This window comes from Leptospira sarikeiensis, assembly GCF_004769615.1.
Taxonomy (GTDB): domain Bacteria; phylum Spirochaetota; class Leptospiria; order Leptospirales; family Leptospiraceae; genus Leptospira_B; species Leptospira_B sarikeiensis.
Window position 1 is genome coordinate 81,783 of record NZ_RQGF01000012.1, and the last position, 19,634, is coordinate 101,416.

The 19,634-nt window shown below is 38.7% G+C and carries 24 protein-coding genes and 1 riboswitch; of the genes, 8 read left to right on the top strand and 16 right to left on the bottom strand.

Annotated features, from left to right (window positions below):
- Positions 1-8 precede the first annotated feature (8 nt).
- The 4 genes from queC to EHQ64_RS04775 all read right to left on the bottom strand — a co-directional run bounded on the left by queC (position 9) and on the right by EHQ64_RS04775 (position 2,705).
- Positions 9-716: a 7-cyano-7-deazaguanine synthase QueC gene (queC, locus tag EHQ64_RS04765; RefSeq protein WP_135648366.1), complete on the bottom strand. Its 708-nt coding sequence runs from the start codon at positions 714-716 to the stop codon at positions 9-11.
- Positions 717-722: 6 nt separating this feature from the next.
- Positions 723-1,103, bottom strand: coding sequence for a 6-carboxytetrahydropterin synthase QueD (queD, locus tag EHQ64_RS04770; protein ID WP_135648367.1), 381 nt, complete (start codon positions 1,101-1,103; stop codon positions 723-725).
- 130 nt (positions 1,104-1,233) lie between these two features.
- A complete protein-coding gene (locus tag EHQ64_RS20160; protein WP_167882356.1) occupies positions 1,234-1,383 on the bottom strand; it encodes a hypothetical protein in 150 nt (49 codons plus the stop codon).
- A gap of 383 nt (positions 1,384-1,766) precedes the next feature.
- Complete coding sequence (locus tag EHQ64_RS04775; protein ID WP_135648803.1) at positions 1,767-2,705, bottom strand: cation diffusion facilitator family transporter; 939 nt, start codon at positions 2,703-2,705, stop codon at positions 1,767-1,769.
- 94 nt (positions 2,706-2,799) lie between these two features.
- Here EHQ64_RS04775 and EHQ64_RS04780 point away from each other — a divergent pair, with 94 nt between their 5' ends.
- The 3 genes from EHQ64_RS04780 (at position 2,800) to EHQ64_RS04790 (ending at position 5,716) form a co-directional block, all read left to right on the top strand.
- On the top strand, positions 2,800-3,411 hold the full coding sequence (locus tag EHQ64_RS04780; protein ID WP_135648368.1) for a uracil-DNA glycosylase: 612 nt from the start codon (positions 2,800-2,802) through the stop codon (positions 3,409-3,411).
- Positions 3,412-3,572: 161 nt separating this feature from the next.
- Complete coding sequence (locus EHQ64_RS04785; RefSeq protein ID WP_135648369.1) at positions 3,573-4,529, top strand: YjgN family protein; 957 nt, start codon at positions 3,573-3,575, stop codon at positions 4,527-4,529.
- A 20-nt stretch (positions 4,530-4,549) separates the two neighbouring features.
- Positions 4,550-5,716, top strand: coding sequence for a M48 family metallopeptidase (locus EHQ64_RS04790; RefSeq protein ID WP_135648370.1), 1,167 nt, complete (start codon positions 4,550-4,552; stop codon positions 5,714-5,716).
- Between the two features lie 25 nt (positions 5,717-5,741).
- Here the strand turns inward: EHQ64_RS04790 and EHQ64_RS04795 are convergent, their stop codons facing one another.
- The 3 genes from EHQ64_RS04795 to EHQ64_RS04805 form a co-directional block, all read right to left on the bottom strand.
- Complete coding sequence (locus EHQ64_RS04795; RefSeq protein WP_135648371.1) at positions 5,742-6,668, bottom strand: alpha/beta hydrolase; 927 nt, start codon at positions 6,666-6,668, stop codon at positions 5,742-5,744.
- 14 nt (positions 6,669-6,682) lie between these two features.
- Positions 6,683-7,747, bottom strand: a complete 1,065-nt coding sequence (locus EHQ64_RS04800; RefSeq protein ID WP_135648372.1) for an alpha/beta fold hydrolase — start codon at positions 7,745-7,747, stop codon at positions 6,683-6,685.
- A gap of 84 nt (positions 7,748-7,831) precedes the next feature.
- Positions 7,832-8,536 carry a fatty acid desaturase CarF family protein gene (locus EHQ64_RS04805; RefSeq protein WP_210410814.1) on the bottom strand — a complete coding sequence of 235 codons (705 nt, stop codon included), beginning with the start codon at positions 8,534-8,536 and terminating at the stop codon, positions 7,832-7,834.
- A gap of 238 nt (positions 8,537-8,774) precedes the next feature.
- Here EHQ64_RS04805 and EHQ64_RS04810 point away from each other — a divergent pair, with 238 nt between their 5' ends.
- Positions 8,775-11,153: an ATP-binding protein gene (locus EHQ64_RS04810; protein WP_135648374.1), complete on the top strand. Its 2,379-nt coding sequence runs from the start codon at positions 8,775-8,777 to the stop codon at positions 11,151-11,153.
- On the opposite strand, the gene EHQ64_RS04815 is transcribed toward EHQ64_RS04810, so the two are convergent.
- From EHQ64_RS04815 to msrA, 3 genes are all read right to left on the bottom strand, one after another.
- Positions 11,142-11,690 (bottom strand): TetR/AcrR family transcriptional regulator, encoded by a 549-nt coding sequence (locus tag EHQ64_RS04815; RefSeq protein ID WP_167882357.1) that lies wholly within the window; start codon positions 11,688-11,690, stop codon positions 11,142-11,144. The genes EHQ64_RS04810 and EHQ64_RS04815 overlap by 12 nt on opposite strands.
- A 2-nt stretch (positions 11,691-11,692) precedes the next feature.
- Entirely contained in the window at positions 11,693-12,076 is a 384-nt protein-coding gene (locus EHQ64_RS04820; protein WP_135648376.1) for a hypothetical protein, read from the bottom strand.
- Between the two features lie 120 nt (positions 12,077-12,196).
- Positions 12,197-12,730, bottom strand: a complete 534-nt coding sequence (gene msrA, locus EHQ64_RS04825) for a peptide-methionine (S)-S-oxide reductase MsrA (RefSeq protein WP_135648377.1) — start codon at positions 12,728-12,730, stop codon at positions 12,197-12,199.
- Between the two features lie 118 nt (positions 12,731-12,848).
- Here msrA and EHQ64_RS04830 point away from each other — a divergent pair, with 118 nt between their 5' ends.
- Entirely contained in the window at positions 12,849-13,289 is a 441-nt protein-coding gene (locus EHQ64_RS04830; RefSeq protein ID WP_135648378.1) for a DUF1564 family protein, read from the top strand.
- A gap of 7 nt (positions 13,290-13,296) precedes the next feature.
- Here EHQ64_RS04830 and EHQ64_RS04835 read toward each other — a convergent pair whose 3' ends face one another.
- Together EHQ64_RS04835 and EHQ64_RS04840 are read right to left on the bottom strand one after the other, a co-directional pair.
- On the bottom strand, positions 13,297-13,719 hold the full coding sequence (locus EHQ64_RS04835; protein ID WP_135648379.1) for a cyclic nucleotide-binding domain-containing protein: 423 nt from the start codon (positions 13,717-13,719) through the stop codon (positions 13,297-13,299).
- Positions 13,720-13,722: 3 nt separating this feature from the next.
- On the bottom strand, positions 13,723-14,256 hold the full coding sequence (locus EHQ64_RS04840) for a Crp/Fnr family transcriptional regulator (RefSeq protein WP_135648380.1): 534 nt from the start codon (positions 14,254-14,256) through the stop codon (positions 13,723-13,725).
- A gap of 150 nt (positions 14,257-14,406) precedes the next feature.
- On the opposite strand from EHQ64_RS04840, the gene EHQ64_RS04845 reads away from it, so the two are divergent.
- Positions 14,407-14,817 (top strand): acyl-CoA thioesterase, encoded by a 411-nt coding sequence (locus EHQ64_RS04845; RefSeq protein ID WP_135648381.1) that lies wholly within the window; start codon positions 14,407-14,409, stop codon positions 14,815-14,817.
- Positions 14,818-14,826: 9 nt separating this feature from the next.
- Here EHQ64_RS04845 and EHQ64_RS04850 read toward each other — a convergent pair whose 3' ends face one another.
- From EHQ64_RS04850 to EHQ64_RS04865, 4 genes are all read right to left on the bottom strand, one after another.
- The gene (locus tag EHQ64_RS04850; RefSeq protein WP_135648382.1) at positions 14,827-15,351 is read right to left on the bottom strand and encodes a hypothetical protein; all 525 of its coding nucleotides are present in this window, start codon (positions 15,349-15,351) and stop codon (positions 14,827-14,829) included.
- Between the two features lie 132 nt (positions 15,352-15,483).
- Positions 15,484-16,188: an adenine nucleotide alpha hydrolase family protein gene (locus EHQ64_RS04855; protein ID WP_135648383.1), complete on the bottom strand. Its 705-nt coding sequence runs from the start codon at positions 16,186-16,188 to the stop codon at positions 15,484-15,486.
- Between the two features lie 185 nt (positions 16,189-16,373).
- Positions 16,374-16,501: riboswitch (cyclic di-AMP (ydaO/yuaA leader) on the bottom strand.
- Between the two features lie 195 nt (positions 16,502-16,696).
- Positions 16,697-17,014 (bottom strand): pyrimidine/purine nucleoside phosphorylase, encoded by a 318-nt coding sequence (gene ppnP / locus EHQ64_RS04860; RefSeq protein ID WP_135648384.1) that lies wholly within the window; start codon positions 17,012-17,014, stop codon positions 16,697-16,699.
- Positions 17,015-17,077: 63 nt separating this feature from the next.
- Complete coding sequence (locus EHQ64_RS04865) at positions 17,078-18,772, bottom strand: methyl-accepting chemotaxis protein (protein WP_135648385.1); 1,695 nt, start codon at positions 18,770-18,772, stop codon at positions 17,078-17,080.
- A gap of 124 nt (positions 18,773-18,896) precedes the next feature.
- Between EHQ64_RS04865 and EHQ64_RS04870 the strand changes: the two genes are divergently transcribed.
- Both EHQ64_RS04870 and EHQ64_RS04875 read left to right on the top strand, forming a co-directional pair.
- Positions 18,897-19,190 (top strand): BrnT family toxin, encoded by a 294-nt coding sequence (locus EHQ64_RS04870; RefSeq protein ID WP_135648386.1) that lies wholly within the window; start codon positions 18,897-18,899, stop codon positions 19,188-19,190.
- Position 19,191: 1 nt separating this feature from the next.
- Entirely contained in the window at positions 19,192-19,392 is a 201-nt protein-coding gene (locus tag EHQ64_RS04875; RefSeq protein ID WP_135648387.1) for a toxin-antitoxin system, antitoxin component, read from the top strand.
- Positions 19,393-19,634 lie beyond the last annotated feature (242 nt).

The following is a 19,634-nucleotide window of genomic DNA, read 5'->3' on the forward strand; positions in this document are numbered from 1 at the left end:
CTGTTCGTTCACTTTTCCGGGACGCCTGCTTCCTGAAAACCCTTTTTTCGAAGTAAGCAGGAGTCGCATTTTCCACAAGGTTTGCCTTGGATAGGATCATAGCAAGAGTGTGTCATAGAGAACGGCACTCCTAGTTTAGAGCCTAATAGTACGATCTCTTTCTTGTCTAAAAATTGTAAGGGCGTGCATATTTCCAAAGGATGTCCTTGAGAACCAGTTTTGGTCCCGAGCCTGATCGCATCCGCATATGCTTTGATGAATTCGGGCCTGCAATCCGGATACCCAGAATAATCTAAGGCATTTACACCTATATATAATCTTTGGGCTCCTATACCTTCTGCTAAAGAAACTCCGAAGGATAAGAATAAAATATTTCTACCGGGGACATATGTGTTCGGGATTTCGGAGGTTCCTAAAGAATTTTTAGGCACCTTGATCTTCTTTTCAGTAAGAGAAGATCCTTGAAAGAAATCAGGATTTAGTTTTTGGACAAGATGAGGAATATTTAAAAGTTTCGTGATCTTCTTTGCGGACTTTAACTCTTGTTTATGTTTTTGATTATAATCGAAGGATAAGGCGATAGGAGAATATCCGTCTTCGATCGCTTTATAAAGGCAAGTCGTGGAATCTAAACCGCCTGAAAATAAAACTATGGCTTTAGGATCTTTTGAAGAAGATTTTTTTCGAACGGTGTTCGACTTGATAGATCGGCTCATTCTATTTTAGTTTTTTACGGAAGGGCCGTTATATACACAAGCGCTTGTACAAGTCTCGTTTAATGTGATCTTATAAAGGAGAGGAAGCCCAGGTTTTAATTTTTGCCAAAGCCAGATGCTGATGTTCTCGCTTGTAGGATTTTCCAAACCTTCTATTTCGTTTAAAAGATAATGATCTAGATAATTTTCTAAAAGTGGTTTTACTACTTTGCTTACTTCCGCAAAGTCCATAAGCCAACCGGTCTTTTCGTCCAGGGCACCTTTTAGATGTAATTTGAATCGGAAGCTATGACCATGCATTCTTCTGCATTTATGACCTTCCGGAACATTGGGAAGGAAATGCGCTGCATCGAAACGAAATTCTTTGGTAAGTTCTATTTCTTCCATTTAGATCTTGGACGAATGACAGGGCCCGAAAAAACGAAACGAAAACTTGGTTTTCGAATGATAGAAGACTGTGAGTTAAGGAAGACTTGGACCGACTTCAAATAAGCCGGTCGTCCGAAAAGGAAGTGGATTACTTTTTAACCAGTTCTTTCAGGATATCCTGTTTCTTTTGGTCTTTTTCGAATTCGTTTAGTACCAGCCACTCACGTTTGATTTGTTTCTCGTTAATACCTTTTGCTTCCGCGTATTTTTTGAGAAGTTTAGCTGTTTTTTGGTTCATACCAGACCAAAATCCGGGCCAGTTTCCCCCTGTCAAGTAGAGACTATGGACAAGTTGGACACACCGGCGGCGTCAAATTATGTCTCTTTATTAATTGGGCGGCTCTTCGCGTTGCTCAGACCAGGCTACTACGGGTTCGCTTACGCTCATCCGGGCAATGCCCGGACAAGCCCTTCGTATCCTTTCCGCGGGAAGTCAAATTTGAAATAGCCACATTACATTAAACTCAACAAAAACCCGCAGCAACAACACTTTGCATTTTTCTGTGATTTATTTCCACGCGAAGGCGCTAAGAAAAGAAGATATTAGTTTTATAATCTTCTAAAAAACTCTTCTTCCCTTCGCGGCTTTGCGTGGAGAATGCTAAATTTAAAATTGCAGTATCAACATTCCTGATAAGGGCATTCCGCTCCGTCAGGCTCCACTTCTACGGTTGCGTGAGGGATATGGAATTCTTTGGTGATGTCTCGGATCTTCTCTTTTAATTTTTGGGCCTGGGCGATAGAAGTTTCCTTCACTCCTACATGCAATGTAAGTACATGATAATCTCCGTCCATGGACCAAAGATGGAGATCATGAACGGAGCGAACTCCTTTCAATTTAAGGATTCGATTTTCTAATTCTTTAGTATCGATCCCTTCGGGAGAGGATTGTAGATGGAGTAAGAGTATCTTTCTTAAATTACGGAAGGATTGGATCCCAACCCAAAGAGAGATTAGGATAGATAAGATCGGATCCACCCAGGACCAACCGAATAGGATCAATGCGATACTTCCGAAAAATACCGCGACCCAACCGAGTACATCTTCCAATAAATGAAGGAAGGCAGTTTTAGCATTTAAGCCGGAACTATTCTTTAATTTGAAAAGTGCAGCTCCGTTTACGATCACTCCTAATATGGAGAGTCCTAACATTCCCCAACCGTTCGGAGAGCCTGGCTCTTTTAATTTTGTAACCGCGAAGAATAAGATCCCGAAAGATCCTAGAAATAATACGAAAGAATTTACTAATGCAGCAGAAAGACTTAATCTTCTATAGCCGAATGTAAAAGTTTGGGTCCTAGGTTTTGCCGCGATCTTTTGAAAGATCCAGGCTAAGGCTAAAAATCCACTATCACCTAAATCGTGAAGAGAATCAGAGAGTATCGCGAGGCTATTGAAAAAATATCCTCCTACAAATTCGATCCCTGCAAATCCGAAGTTTAATAAGAATGCGAATAAAAATGCTTTGGAGTTCTCAGGCATAGAAGCCGAGTGAGGATCTCCCGAATGAGAATGACCATGATGATCATCGTGAGAATGATGATGGTGATGCCCGTGCATGGATCTAGGATAAGGAACCTGCACAAATTCTGCCAGTCACTTTTTTAGAAATTGGTTGCAGGATAATAGGTTCTCTTTATCGATAAGAACAGATATGAGCGAAGCTTCCAAAGAAGAAGAATTGGCCATCATCGAAAAAGAGGTAAGCCCTTGTGTTCGATGCAAATTGAGTACGACTCGAACTCAAACCGTTTTCGGTGAAGGGAACCCTTATGCAGAAGTAATGTTTATAGGCGAGGGTCCGGGCAAACAAGAGGATCTGACCGGAAGACCTTTTGTTGGAAAGGCCGGAGAATTACTGACTCGGATCATAGAAAAAGGGATGGGAGTTCCAAGGGATAAGGTTTATATCGCGAACATCACTAAGTGTAGACCTACAGTAGATATGAAATTCGAAAAGGATAGACCGCCCGAAGACGACGAGGTAATCGCTTGTTCTCCTTTTTTACTCAGACAAATTTCGGTGATCCAGCCGAAGGTAATCATTACATTAGGGAATCCTTCTACCCGATTTATTTTAAGAACGAAGGATGGAATTACCAAACTTAGAGGGCAGTGGGGAGATTTTCATGGGATCCCAGTCATGCCTACCTATCACCCAAGTTATGTAATTCGGAATGGTGGGGAGAATAGCCCCCTAAAAAGAGACGTCTGGGAAGATATAAAAAAAGTTTTGGACCGACTGGGTTGGAAACGTCCGGGATAATATAAACATACGATCGCGTTCCATAGTAAAATAGAAGGGTAAGTAAATTTGTTTCTTGCCCCAAGGAAATTGCGATCCTAATCTGACCCTCTATTTATGATCTTCATTTTGGCCTGCCCGGATCGGATCTTAAAATAGAGAGTCCCTTTCAGGAGAATCAAATGGAAAAATCGACGATTCGCGCCAGGTTCGATGGTGCGGGCTGGGATCTACTTAAATTATATGTTTTTAATATACTAGCTACTATTAGTACTCTAGGTATTTATACTTTCTGGGCGAGGGTTCGTGTAGAAAGATATCTAAGGCAGCATACAATTTTTCTAGGCCAGAGACTTGATTTTCATGGGACCGGTTTGGAAAGATTAATCGGTTTTTTAAAAGCAGCACCGATCGTTCTGGTCCTTATTGGCTCGATCTATTTTCCTTTAAAATGGTGGGTATTGCCGGAAGAGTTCCAAGGTTTTGCTAATCTTGTTCCTATCTTTTTTCTTTTTTACGTTTTAGGACCTTTCATCTTTGTAGGAAGGCTCAGATATCATTTAAGTAGGACTTCCTACAATAATATACGATTTCATTTTACCGGAAGGGTATTGGAACTAGTTAAGATATTCTTGATCGGGATACCTTTAACGATACTCACTCTCGGATTTTATGCTCCTTGGTTTACTATTAAGGTAAAAAAATTCCAGTTAGAAAATACATATTATGGAAATGCAGCATTCAGATTTGACGGAACAGGCGGGGCTTTGTTCTGGATCCATATGAAGGGGATCTTATTGATGATACCCACTTTAGGATTTTATGGATCCTGGTGGCAGGCAAATATTTATAATTATTACTGGAACCATACTACTGTAAACGGGATCCGCTTTAAGGCAAATCTCAAGGGCGAAGATATATTAGTATATTCGATCTTAAGTTATATGGGGATTATCTTTTCACTTGGTTTGGCATTCCCATGGATTGCAGTAATCTGGTATAAATTGTTCTATGAAGCGATTTCACTTGAGGTGGAGCCTGATTTAACCCAAGTCCAGCCTGAATACGATCCTGGCGCCTCGGCTCTTGCAGAAGGTTTTGAAAGTGCGTTGGAAACATTGGCCGACATATTTGGTTGATGAGCACTAAGGAAAAACCGATGGAAGATAAATTATACGATGGTAAGACAGCCGTTCCATTTGTAGGAAAACTGGTCTCGGAAACGGAAAGGATTGTATTCTTATCCGAAAAAAAATCGTTTAGTTTCGAATATTCAGATATTCTAAACTTAGACGCAGTTGGAAAGGAATTTAGACTTGAGATCCGAAGTTCGGAAAACCCTCTCCTAAGTCTTGTCATCGTATTTTATTCCCAGGAAATTTATCAGGCTGTCCTTGCAGAAAGAAGATCTAGGCTAAAAATCCCTTTTCTAAGCCTATGGCAGAATACCAATTTTTATTTAAAGCTCGGTCTTTTACTTCTTACCGCCGTGTTAGCCTTTTCAGTTTATAATACGGGTCTTTCCTACGCGTATTTTTTTGTTCCTACAAGTTACGATAAAAAACAATCCGAGATCATGTCCGGTTGGGTGAGGGATTATTTTTCGGAATGTACTTCTCCCGGTTTAAAGTCCGCAATGAAGAAGATCGGGGCCAAACTGAAAGACAAGGACGATCCTTTTGAATATGATATAATCGTTATAAAGGACGACGTGTTTAATGCGTTTGCAATGCCGGGTGGAACAATCGTTGTTTTTACGGAACTTCTTAAAAAAACGGAAACCCCGGAAGAGTTAGCAGGTGTGTTAGCACATGAGATGGCTCATATTCACAAAAGGCATGGAGTTAGAAGACAGATCAGGTCTGTAGGAAACGTAGTATTATTATCCGTTGGGATCGGTTCCGGTTTCGAAGGAGTAGAAGCTCTAGAAAATATGGATTCTCTCTATGAAGTTTTGAGTGTAACTATCTACGACCAAAAATTTTCCAGAGAATATGAATCGGAAGCGGATGAAGTTGCTTTAGAAAAATTAAAAAAGGCGAATCTTGCAGGCGACGGTTTTTTAACCTTTTTTGAAAGAGTTAAGAGTGAATATGAAACTCCGGAAGAAGGGGAAGAAAATCAGGAATCTATTAAGGTCCCTGATTTTCTAAGTTCTCATCCGGCCACAGACGATAGGATTTCCTACGTAAAAGGTATAATTTCTCAACCGGATTATCCTAAAGGAAAATTAGGAATTTCGAATAAGGAATGGAAAAGGATCAAAGATCTTTGTTCTCCGGCAAAACCTAAAAAAGAATTTAAAAATCCTTTAGACGACCTATAAGTTTTGCCGGAAATTTTAGTAGGATTTATTCTCCTTTTTTCTTAGAAAGCCAATCCGCAATCTTTTGATAAATATCGGAAGGTGCGGATTCATTCGCAAACAGAGAAAGATGATCGTAATCTATTTTTCCTCCATTATCTCTTCCAACTTCAAAGTATTCGGTAAATCCTCTTTTTCTACGATAGACAGGATGGATGGATTCTGAAGTTGCAATATTATCTAATTTACCCGCTACGAATAATGTCGGAAAATCCATGAGCTCAAAATCGGACCATACTTTTGGGTTTTCTTCTAATGAAGGAAGATAGTTCCAAAGAGTTTGATACAGATATAATGTGGTAGGATTGTCTTCGTCCAAAGAGATAAAACGAGAACAGAAACTATCTTTATTCTTACAAGAATTGGAAAGATCTGTCCCGAATCTTTTTTCCTTTTTCATATCATCTATAAAACTATCGTTATATTTATAATCCATTCCGGTTCCTAAAAAGAAAACCTTTGCGATGGATGGATCTTTTTTGGCTCGGATATAATGAAGGATCGCTTGCCCTCCTACGGATACTCCGCCCAAAATATAATCTTTACGATTACTTTGTTTCTGCACTTGGGCGACAGCTTGTGGGATCAGTTTTTCTCCGATCTCTTTCAGATCTAAACCGGGATAGGCTTCGAAGTGAAGCAGAAAAACAGAAAATCCATTTCCGCTAAGAACTCCGATCAAACCGTTATAATCTCCCAAATAGAGAGATTTTTTGTTCACTAATATGGGATCTAAAAGAAGGATCGGAGGATGATCCGAGCTATGTTTTAGAAAATTGGTGAGATACACGTTAGACGCAATATTTGCAGTCTGATTTTTGAAAGATTCTTCCGTAATTACCGCATATCTAGTACAGGAAAAAAACAAAAGGATAGAGAATAAGGAGAAAACGATTTTATACTTTAATTTCATTTTGATGATCCGGATTAATTTCTTTTATTCAGCCAGTGGATGATCGTAGGAAATACCTCATCGTCCGCTTTTTTACCAACAACTAGATCCGTATGCCCGTAGTCTTCTGAATGACCTTTTCCTTTAGAAAGTATGAACAAGGTTTTATCGGTAGAGCCTAATTGGTCGTAAACATATCTTAAAGAATATGTGAAACCAAGTTTATCTCTTCTACCTGCCACTAATAGTACAGGTATCTTAATATTTCCGAAACCTTGGGTATAGATCAACTTTCCGTCTTCGGAACGGAACGCTCCTGTTTCCACGATCTTATCCATCTGTCTTGCTTCTCTTTTAGAAACTGTTGCGATAGAGTCCGTAAAGATCCCGGATACAATTTTAGGATCTATATTTGGCTGATGCCAGAAAACTTCTTCAAAACTTTTTTTAGGAAAGAAAGGAATACCAGTCCCTCCTCTAAGTTCTGACCAAGTTTGTGTAGGAACTGCAGGCCATAAGTTCATGGCCCAGGTCAGACTAGACCATAATTTTAAAGCGTCGGAAGGTGGGTCCATGATCGCAGGCGATCCGATTGCTACAAAATTAGCGACTCTTGTTTCTCCGAAACTTCCTAGTCTAGCGTATTGGAGCATTCCTCCCATACTATGGCCGATCCAGTTTACTTTTTCTTTTCCGGTCGCTTTTAGTACGTATTGGATCGCTGCATCAGCATCTTGTTTGATATAATCATCGATCGAATAATCGAAGGTTTTATCTCCCCAGAAAAGAGAAGGAGAGCCTGCTTCCTGTTTTCCTCTTAGATCTAAAAGCCAAACATCGTACCCTTCTCTTTGAAGATTTGCAACGATGGAAGATTTTTCATTTATCTTAAGATAGATCCGATTGGCGATAAACCCATGGCATATGATAACCGGATATTTTTTGGAAGAAACTCCTTGTTGAGGAGGAAAATGTTCCAGAGTCAAATCCCAACCGTCTGCGGTTTTAGGATGTAGGATCTCCCCTTTTAGGGCGATATTTGCAGAACAAGAAACAATGAGTGGCGCACATACTAGGAAGGCGAAGAGAAAACGAAGCATACCCGCGATCCTCCTTTTTGCCTAAATGGAATCAAGGAAAATTCATAAACCGATTTTATTGGTATTTATGGAACGATGTTCGTCTTAACCTAATCTAACAAAAGTTAGTAACGAATGGACAAACTTTTTGATCGTTGGAAAAAATCCTATCTTGTGAAGGATCGGGTTCAACCAACCTGTAGTAATACAAAAATAAGTATCATAAGGACGAGTATGATGGACTTGATGATGCTCCGGTGAAAGTATCCAACGTTTTCTTTGCATAAACCGGATGAACCTTGTCGGATTATCTTGATGAGCCCATTTATGGATTTGGTTCGTAAAAAAGATCCCGATTAGAACAAAGATCCAAAAGGTTCTGCCCCAAGGAAAAACTCCCGCTTCGATCGGAGCAAAAAAACAATAGAGAAGGATAGGAAGAGAAACTAAACAATTATTCCCATTTGTTTCTACAAAGTCATGTCGAGTAATTCCCTTTGGATCCACATGATGATCCCTAAATGGAAATATGAAAGCAGGACCTATATAAGGGGTATTCTCATTTCCAAAACTATCTCCCAAAAAATGTACGAATCCTGAAAAAAAATCTGCGGTAATATAAGAGATCAATAAGAGGACAACAATCTGTGCTAATAGGATCCAAGGAGAATCATTTATAAACTCAGGTAGGAATTTTCCGAATTTATATATGGAAAGTCCGCAAAATAGCAAAAATAGAAAAATACTCAGAACTTCCACAAGCCTATGGATCTTAAAAGGAGAAGGGAACAGAATTCTCAGAAAGTTCATACTTCTCATAGATACATTCTCCCGTGGCTTTGCAAAAATTTTTTTACAATCCTTCTAACTAAGAAAAGAAAAAGGATCGGTCCAAAAACCGATACATAAGAGACAGATTGATTATGTACTTAGATATTTGGGCTTAAACGAATGTTCGATTCTGATGCCGATTTTTGATCGAATTATTAAATCGGGCTTTTCATTCCTGCAATAAAAAACTAAATAGAGAGTCCGACGGCATTTAGGAATGATTCTACGACGTATCAAAAGATTTTTCGCCCCTCCGTTATCGGCCGACCCGGAAAAGGACGTTTCGATCAAACTTCTATACGGTTTGATGTACATAACTTTTGGAGTAGCCGTAATCTATAGGATCATTCATCCGATCATTTCTGAAAAACCTAAAAACGCTTACTATTCTTTCTATATTATTCCTTCGGCAGTGATCCTTTGCCATTTACTCGCCAAGTCTGGGAGGATAAAATTAGGAGCTAATATCCTTATCTTCCTACAATGGTTGGCGATCTGTGTAGTGAGTATGAGAGAAGGTGGAGTCCATGCCACTGCGTTCTCTCAGTTTATGGTGATCATAGTCCTTGCTTCTTTAGTTCTGGGTGAAAGGGGAGCTTTGGTTTACACAATTCTTTCCTTTATTTCCGGACTTGTCAGTATATTCCTAAAATCGAAAGGATATATTCCTTCTCCAGTTCATCCTTCGGGAGAATGGTCTGCATTCATTGCAAATTCAGTCGGATTCTTTATGGCTTGGATCCTGATGAAATTTGGATTATCAGGTTTATTTAAAATAAGAGAAGAATTATCTAGAGCACAGATCGACGCGAAACTTGGGGGACTGATCATGAACATGGAATCCCAAGAGGTTACCTTATCTAAAGAATATAGGATCATGTTGGGCGATACAAAAGCGAAAGAATCGCTTACACTTCCTATGAGCCGCTTTATAGAAAAATATGTGGAAGGCGAGGACAAGATGAAGGTCCCTGCAGTCCTTTCAGAAGGATTAAAAAATTTTGATGATCCTTCTTATTACGTCGAATTCATTTTTAAAGCAAAAGGAGACGACGGAAAAACTAGATATATACTCGCCAAAGGAAAATATAAGGATCCCATAATAGGATACGGAACTGGACAAGATATAACCGAAAAACATATTGCCGGAGAAGAAATAAAGGCCAGCCAGGAGTTATTCTCTAAAGTTTTTAAATTAAGCCCTTATGCTACTTCTATCTCCAACTTTGAAGACGGAAGATATGTCGATGTCAATGATGGTTTTATCGAGCTCTTGGGTTATTCGAGAGAAGAATTGATCGGAAAAACCAGTGTTGAATTGGGGATCTGGTTAAATGCGGATGAGAGAGAAAGGTTTAAAGATAAGATCATCAAAGACGGATTCTTACATAACGAAGAAGTAATATTTAAAACTAAAGACGGAAGGCTACTTCAGGTGGAATTTTCCACAAGATTTGCGATCATCGACGGAGAAGCCCGCATGATCAATATGGTAAAAGATGTTTCTTCCAAAAAAGAAGCACAAGAATTGAGGGTTTTAAATAACGAGATTTCCGCTCAAAACGAATTGATCGCAAAACAAAAAGCTGAACTGGAATCGACTCTCGAATATCTGCAAAAAACCCAGAATCAATTGATCCTTTCCGAAAAAATGGCCTCGCTCGGACAGCTCGTCGCTGGTATAGCTCATGAGATCAATAATCCGATCGGGGTGATCCGGGCAGCAAATGAATCCGTTAAAAGCCATTTTGATCGTGTATTAGATAGAATGCAGGAAGCAGCTTCCGTGTTGGAAAGCCTAACCTCGGAAGCTAAGAAAGAATTTTATTCTTTGCTCACTAAAGGTAGAAGTTATCAGGAAATTATTCCTCCTAAAGAAGTTCGCGCGAAAACAAAGATCTTAGAAACAAAACTAAAAACTTTAGGAATGTTCGAATCTAGGAACTTAGCGGAAGGTTTGGTAGAAGCGGGATTAGAGGATGCAGTTGAAGATTTTCCTTTATTATTCAGAGGAGAAAAGGTCTCACAAGTTTTACAATATGCTCTGGATGAGATCCTTGCAAGTAGGAGTTCCAAATTGGTGGACATGTCCGTAGACAGGACTTCTAAGATCGTTTATGCCCTTAAAAACTTCTCTCATTTTAGTAATGGTGGTCCGAAAGCCTCAGTAAATTTGAAAGAAAGTATCGATACAGTACTCACGATCTATCAGAACCAATTAAAGTCCGGCATAGAGATCATAAAAGAATACGAAGAGATCCCTTCGGTTCCTGGTTATTCGGACGATCTATTGCATGTATGGACAAACCTGATCTATAATGCAGCGCAAGCTATGAGTTTTAAAGGAGTATTGAAGATCAAAGTTTGTAATAAGGATAAAAACTCGATCCAGGTTAGAATTTCGGATAATGGACCGGGGATACCGGAATCCATTCAAGAAAGGATCTTCGAACCTTTCTTTACTACAAAGGCTCCTGGAGAAGGTTCCGGACTAGGACTAGATATAGTAAAACGTATTGTAGAAAATCACGGGGGACTTGTAGGATTTGAAACTTCTCCAGAAGGGACTTCCTTTTTAATAACATTACCGAAATGATCGGGACTTCTTATTATAAGTTTCCGGAACGATATCCTCATAAATTTTGATCAGTTCTTTTTTTGTGATCGAAGAGAACGCTAAAGTATAACTTAAAAAAATAGAATGGATGATTTTCGCTTTTAGTTCCGCTTTTTTTTCAGGATAGGTTTCGGATAATAATTTTTTTAAGTAGTTTATTCTCCATTCGTCCACTTCTTTTTGCGCTTTGGCGGCGACAGGATCTCTAAACGACCATGCACGTATTGCTCTTTCAGGATTGGATCCTATATTTCGAGTTAAGACAGTGAGTCTTGCTAATGCATCCTTTGGATTTTCTTTTTTGGAAGAGATCCTTATTACTTCTAAGGTGCTCTTATTTTTCCAATACTCTAGAAGTTTAGAACAATAGTCTTCTCTTCCTGAAAAATGATGATAGAATGAACCTTTGGTGAGAGATAATCCTTTACAAAGTTCTTTTATAACCAGCGCTTCCGGTCCAGATCCATACAGGATCCTCAGGCCTTCATTGATCCAATCCTCTTTGCTTGCTCTCAAATTTAGATCCCTTGTAAGAATGGAACCGAATAGAGTAAGGTCCCGATTAAAAATAGAAAGGAAAGAATATGCACTTGCAATCGATTCACTCTCAGGAAGATGAACTGCTCCAATAACCTTGCAGCCCAAAATAAACCGAAAAAGAACATAATCGTTTTACCAAGCCCAGAGGTAAGTAGATCTTCCGTAAAAAACCAAGAGATCCAACTCATCATGATAAAGACTAGGATCAAACATAAGTTTAGGATCTGAAGGATCGCAGAATTTGCGAGGCTCATTCTTTTGGATTCTTTTTTCCAATCGAATAATTTCCAAAAGAAAATATGAAATAGCGCAAACCCTAAATTAAAGACCGCGCCTGATCTGATTAAAATCTCGGAGTCCATAAAATTTCTCCTTTCTTCTGAGAAAATACTATATTAAAGGACAAGTGTCAAATCAATACCATACCGTATGGTATGTTTTTGGATATAAAAAAGGCCCTTGAGGGCCTTAATCTTAATGAATTATGCAGAAGTTTTCTTTTTCAGGAATTTTTCGATCTTAGGTCGGATCACGTAATGGCAGTACGGTTGGTCCGAGTTCAATCTATAATAGTTTTGATGATAATTCTCTCCTGGGAAAAATTTTTCCAAAGGGACAATTTCAGTTACGATCGGCGAAGCGAATTTCGGTCCTGCTTCCGTTCTGGAACTTTCAGCGACCTCTTTTTGCTCGGGGCTTTCATATAAAATAATACTTCTATATTGAGGTCCTTCGTCATTCCCTTGCCTGTTACGAGTCGTAGGATCATGAGCTTCCCAAAAAATTTCTAAGATATTTTTGTAGGAGATCTTACTCGGATCGAATCCGATCCGGATCACTTCTGCATGTCCCGTCAAACCGGTACAAACGGATCTATAATTTGGGGAAGGATCCTGGCCACCGGCATAACCGGAAACAATTGATTCTACCCCGTCCACTAATTGGTAGATTGCTTCCACACACCAGAAACATCCCCCGCCTAATGTTGCATATTCCAGTTTATTTTGCTCTGCCATCGAATCCCTCTCTACTATTAGATTTGATTTCGATCTGAATGGTAGGTTCCGGAAACATTTTTCCAAATTTATTCACAAAAAACGTAAGCAATATACTCGCATGGAGACCGGAAAGGGGATGAAACTAAAACTAATTTTCAACCCAAAACCCCTAAAAAGTAAATCTTTCAAAGCGAGATCATCTTCCAGAGACTCTATGCCAGTTTGTACTTTGATCTTGCCCAAAAGTTTATTCAAAGATTATTTGAGAACCTGGAATGGAACTCGATCCGGTGCTAGATGCCTAAAGGACCTATTGGAAATTTACGGTCCAGATCTGCAATTCCACGGAAAACTTAATCCGGATTCTATTTTGATGATGTATCAAAAGAAAGAGATTGGAAAGAATAAGGATTGGAATCGTTTAAATTTCCGTCCGGATCTTGCAGATTGGAACCGGTTAGGAGCATATGCAAGAAAACATGGAGTATCCAAATGTTACTTATTTACTTTCTTATTGGAAAAATATTTTTCCGATAAACCTAATCCAGGTCTATTAAAAAAGAAGAAAGTAGCTTAATGGAGAATTAATCTCTGCGGATCGGATAAACTTCTTGCCCGGTACTTAATTTTGCGATCTCGTCTTCTACTGAAACTAATCTTTGTATGGTCGTATTTAGAAGGAGAGAGAAAAATCTTGGATTAGTTTGTCCGATCCTATAGAACATTTCCTGATCTAAGATCCCTATTTTTGCCTTCTCAGTGATCACTCTTGCAGTTGCCGCTCTTGGAACATTATTGATCAGAGCGATTTCACCGAAAAAAGAACCGGGCTCTAAATTTCGGATCACCCTTTCTTCCCCGTCGTAAGATTTTCTGATCTCGACAGCGCCAGTAAAAACGAAATACATCATTCCGTTTGAAGAGTCTTTTTCTTTAAAAATAGTCTCTCCACCCAAAAATGTTCTTACGGAAACATTATTAATAAATTCTAAAATATTAATGCTCATCTTTTAATCCTTCTTTCCGGCGGTTTCTGTAGAAGTTTCTTCCGATCGATTAGCTTGTTCTTCGTTGTTTGTTTCAGGTTCGGTTGAAGTTTGAGCTTCTTCTGCGGGAGCAGACGCCTGATTCTCTTCTTCTTTTCTATGAATTTCGGTATAAATGGCTTCTAATTTCGTTTCTGCTCTGTTCAATTTTTCGAAAGTGTTTTTTAGAAGCATGAGTAAGAACTGAGGACTTGTTTTTTCTAATTTTTCGAAAACACCTTTATTTAGAACACCAACCTTTGCAGAAGGAGAAAGTACTTGGACAGACATGGCTCGAGGTCTTCCGGAAATCAAAGCGATCTCACCGAAAAATTCTCCCGGAAAAAGTTCTTTAATCGATCTATCCGTTTCTTCTTGGCGATTTTTACAGACCTTGAGATGACCTTGGAATAGGAAATACATGTTTCCATCCGATTCTTCCCCCTCTTTAAATATAAAAGAGTCCTTAGGATAAACTCTTGTAAAAACGCTGTGAACGAAATCCAGTATGGTGGCCATTTTATGTAAGACGCGAAAATTCGCTCAGAATCGAGAATTGTGTCTTTTTTTTCCCAAAAATCCCGCTTTTATAGACGCCAAAAAATAGTCAGAAATGTGTATTGACAATAAAGTGTATATGCACTATATTTTTAAAAAAGTTGGTCCAAAATGTTTTCGATAGAAATTCCGATTAGATTCAGCGATACAGATTCGAACGGTCACGTGAATAATGCGGTTTATAATTCTTTTTCAGAAGAGGCAATTTTTGCTCTTTTTAAGGAATCCGGATGGGACAAAAGAAAGTTTGAAGAATTACAGATTGGCCCTATTGTCCTCAAGGCAGAATACGAATATCTGAAAGAACTAAAGTATCCGGACACAGTGAAAGTGCTCACAAAGGTAGAAGTTTTAAGTAAAACAAGAGCGGTATTTCGTCAGGAAATTTTCAGCTTAAATAATGATAAGTTAGCTTGTAAGGTTACAAATCATGGAATGTGGTTGGACCTAAAAAGAAAAAGACCGATCTCTCTTCCGGAAGAAGTTCTCAGGAATTTAGAAGAGGAAAGAGTTCCAGTATAACTCACAAGGTCAGTCTATTCCGTCCAGACTCGCCAATCGAATAAAAGATAACATAAAACTTATATATACGAGTATTTGGAAAATGGAGGATATAAGCAGATAAAAGGATCTATTCTTTAATTGGACCTTTCTGGTCAGATAATTTTCCCAAATAGCTACAAGTAAGATTGGGACACTCATGAGCAATTCTGGGATCTCGATCTGGTCTCTAAATAGACTTCCGAGTTTGGATCCGGATAAAAATAAGAATAGGCTGAATACACTAAATAGGAGAGCTTTTCCTGTTTCTAAAGTTCTTTGGTCTTCGGAAAATTTTTCCAAGAATATATTACGGAAAGAAGCGAGTCCCGCATTATATAAAAGTAATACTGTAATCACTAGCCATATTAATCCGGTAATCTCTGTACTGGTGGCGGTTATCTGTTCTCTCTGGATCGGAGAATTGTAAGTGGCTACAAAAATGAATATAGAAACAGCGGATAGAATAGAACTTAAAAATATGATTAGAACGGGATTTAGAGATCTTGACTTCAAATTTGCCTTCCGATTTCGCAAAGAATTCGAGAGTTCCTGATTTCATGCAAGAAAAAGATAATATATAAAATTACGATCGCCTATTTTGCATAAGGCGATCGTACATGTTTTTGAACGTTTACTATACGAAATTTAGGTCCCTTTTCTCAGGATTAAAAAGGATAACCCTTTTCTATCTAATAATACAGAATGGAATGATTTATAGGTCCCGTAGTCTAAGATCGCTAGATTTTTAGATTGGTCGGAAGCCGCTAAAGAAAATGGAAGCCAAGGTTTGAATTGCCCTGCTTGTTTGATCCCAAGTTCTGTTTGATTGACGCCTGAAAGTACCGGGATCGGCTTTTCTATATAGCTGGAAAGTCCTACTGAAAATGGAAATAATGGAGCGGACTCCAAACTCGGAGAGTAGATCACGGGTTCTATCGGGGAATTTAGTCCGTTATCCGCAAGTACTGCGATATCCAGATCGGATAATTGTCTTAACACTTCTCCTACTTTTCCTCCTAATAGATCTTCAGAGAATAAGGATCTAGCTGCACCTAATAGTAAAAGATCTACTTCTTTACTTTTTGCGATCTCTACGATACCTGGGACGATCCAATCGGAAGGAAATCCGACGGTTTCGAAACTAAATTCAGAACCGGAAGCTTCTTCCCTTACAGCTTTAAATATTTCATCTTCTTCTAATATAGGAAATCCTTCCGATTGAGATTCAACCGAAACGATATGTAATGCTACAATAGATAAGTTTTGGACTGATTTTGAATATAAGGCCCTGGTCAGCCCGAACAGTTTGGCACCCATCTTAGGATTTGCAAAAGAAATCAGTACTTTCATTTTTGCCTCCCGCAGTAATGCATTAGTTGATCACTTTCCAAATCGGAAAGGTAGACAAACCGATCAATATGTAGGAATTCCGACATTCCCATCCTCCAAAGATAGAATTCCCCCGAACCATTTCGTTTAATAAAAACGAAAAAATTCTGAGAGTAGAACGAGTCGGGAAGAATGGGAGGGTACTCCTGTCTTCTCTCCATGCTTACGAAGTTAGCTGACGGGCTGGGAATGAGAGATATCCCCCGTTTAAACGGTTTGCCCCAAAATTTGGTTCCTCCGCTCCGAAATCTTTCGGATTAAGCAGACTCAGTGAAAAAGTGTAACGAGGAAAATCCTTTTGTCAAGTAGTAGAAACGACTCCCTCTGATTGATAAATTCTAGAATAGCCTTGGATGTATAATAATTGTACATTGGTTGTAAGGCTTTTTACAGAAGTTTATGTGGCAAAAACGTATATTTTGATAAACGTTTTTTACAAGGCCGGGATGGCTCCCGGCCAGATATTTTATTATTCTTTAATGTAAGAACAGCAGTAATCGCTTAATTTTTTTACGTTTAATTTGAATCTAGATTTTTCAGGAACTTCAAAGGATTGTCCACCTTTGATCTCTATCCATTCAGGATTGCCAGGCAATTGAACTAAAAGTTCTCCATCCAAGATCTCCATGATCTCTTTTTCTTCCGTTCCGAAATCGTAGTCCCCAGGCATTAAGATCCCGAGTGTTTTCTTTTCTCCGTTGGAGAATAATATGGTCCTACTAGTGACCTTTCCTTCAAAGTATACATTCGCTTTTTTGATAACGGTTACATTCTCGAATTGTTGCATTTGTTAAACTAAGGCTCCAAAACAAAAATTTAGAACCGAGCCTAAAGAGATACTATTAATTCTCTATTTGGCGATCAGCCATTTCATTCCTTCCTCTCTGGAAGGAAGATTTCTTAATTCTATATTCCCTGCTTTCAAGGAACTATTGTCCATCGCAAGTTCTGCGAGAACCGATTGAGGGATCACGATCGCGATCTTTCTCAATGAAGAATTGATCGCTCTTGGAAACCAGTTTTCATTAACCCAGGTTTGCGCTTCCGGCGAGGTAACTCCCATATCCGAAGTATCTGCCATCCATTTAGAGGCATTCATTTCCTTTACAAGCTCCAAACCTTTATTTAACATTTCTTTATATTTTTCGTCGCTAAAGTTTTCGGTCCAGACCACTTCCACCAATTCGTTCTTCTTCATATAATAGAGGGAGCCGATATCCGATTGGAATTTCAGCTCATGTGTTTTAGGATCGAGTCCCTTTTTGGAAGATCTTTCTTTTGCGCCGATAGTGAACATACCGACAGTATTCTTAAGTTTTCCTGCAGTATTAGAAATTCCTAAAATTCTTTCGGCCAGCACGTCGCTATTTTCCGAATTGTTTACCGCCAAGGAGCTAATGGAAGAAACCGATTCGACAACTTCTCTCGTAGCAGAATTATGCTCAGTAACTGCATTTCTGATCTCGTCGGAACGTTTTAATACGAAGTCTGCTTCCTTTAAAACCGAGTTTCTGAGTTCTTGTTGAGAAGTTACCGCAGATCGGACCTCTTTGATCTGAATAGACATTCTATCTATTGTACCTATGATCTCTTTTATTTCTCCAGTAGTCGTCTGGATTTTTTCTAAACCTTGAGCCATATCGTCTTGGTTTCTTTTTACTAGTTCGTTGATACTTCTAACGCTTAATGCTGTACGTTCCGCAAGTTTAGAAACTTCGTCCGCAACTACCGCGAATCCTCTTCCTGCTTCTCCTGCTCTTGCCGCCTCGATAGAAGCGTTCAATGCGAGCATGTTGATCTTCTCGCTTATATCCGCGATATTTCCGATCGTTTTAGAGATCTCTTTGGAACTTTTAGAAAGATTGTCGATTGCCTGGCTCATGTAACTCAGAGATTTAGATCCCATCTCTGCACGTTTAGAAATTTCTTCGAAGGAAACTAAAGTTTCGTCTACTTGGCCCTTTGTGCTTTCAATTGCAGAAGAAAGTTTTTCCACTTCGGAAACTAAACTTCCCATACTATTAGCATTCTCGCCCGCAATAGATGAAATGGATGTAGCAACTCCGGAGATTTCTTCGATAGAAGCGGAGACTTCTTCCGTTGCAGCGGATTGAGATTGGATATTCGATCCAAACTCTAAAACTACAGTTCTCATTTCTGTAGAATCGTGAGTAAGAGTTTCGGAAGTGCTGCGGATCAAGCCGATCAACTCCGACTGCCCTTGCAGCATTCTGTGAAAACTTTCATAAAAGTCGTATAATAGATCTTTGGATCCTACTTCTATTCTTGTAGCTAAATCTCCTTGGCTAACTTTTTTAAATGCATCTTGGATGATCTGAAAAGTACGAGCGAGCCAAGTTCCGGAAAAAATTCCCATCACAAGAGAGAAGAAGATCCCGATCCCGGAAGAGATCAAAATAGATAAACCGATTTTTTCTGCAGGAACATTCCCTAAGAGATACAAAGTTCCAAGTACGGAACCTAAAACTAAAAAGGTGAAAATCGAATAAGAGAAAAAATAATACAGCCTAAGTTTGAATAACATAAGGAATCCCTTTTTATATATAGAAGTGGATCATATTTTGGAACCGATTCTAAGTCAGTCTTAAAATCAGGTCTAGTAACGAATATATGTTTACAAATGTTTAGTATTCTTTGAAAATGTAACTATGCGTTTTGAATGGGATATAGAAAAGGAAAAGGCAAACATTCGAAAACATAATTTATCATTTCGAGAAGCTTGTTTGGTCTTTGCCGATCCTAAAACAATCTATATGCCTGATCCTGAGCATTCTGAAGGTGAGTTTAGAGAAATCGCACTCGGCAAATTAGGAAATATAACAATCGCAGTAGTTATTTTTGTTGATAGATCTTCGAAAGAGGAGGAAATTATAAGAATAGTGTCTGCAAGAAAAGCGACTAAATCGGAAGAGGTCCAATATTACTCTAACGATATTATATGACATGAGAGAAGAATACGATTTTTCAAAAGGCAAGAGAGGGATCCATTCTCGAGATGTAAAAGAATTTCAGATCCCGGTATATTTAGACCCACAATTAGAAGAATATTTCAAAAACATCGCTAAAAAGAAGAACCAAGATTTAAGTTCGCTTATCAATACAATCCTTAAAAAAGAAATGGAACTTCATAATTCTCTAATATAGATCGATTCCATTCATAAGTTTCAGATTTTCATTTTAAACTATATTGGGAAAACGATTCTGTCTGAAATTAGTTTTGAATTCCTAATTTTTTATGTTTAGTGACATAATTTTATTACCGCCTTCGGAACGACCTTCCCATTCTATATCTTTTATATCCCTTATGGGATAATAATTTTAAATTACATTGTCAATCTCTGCCATGGATTGCTTAAAATCCAAAATTCTTGACTTTTTTCGACTGG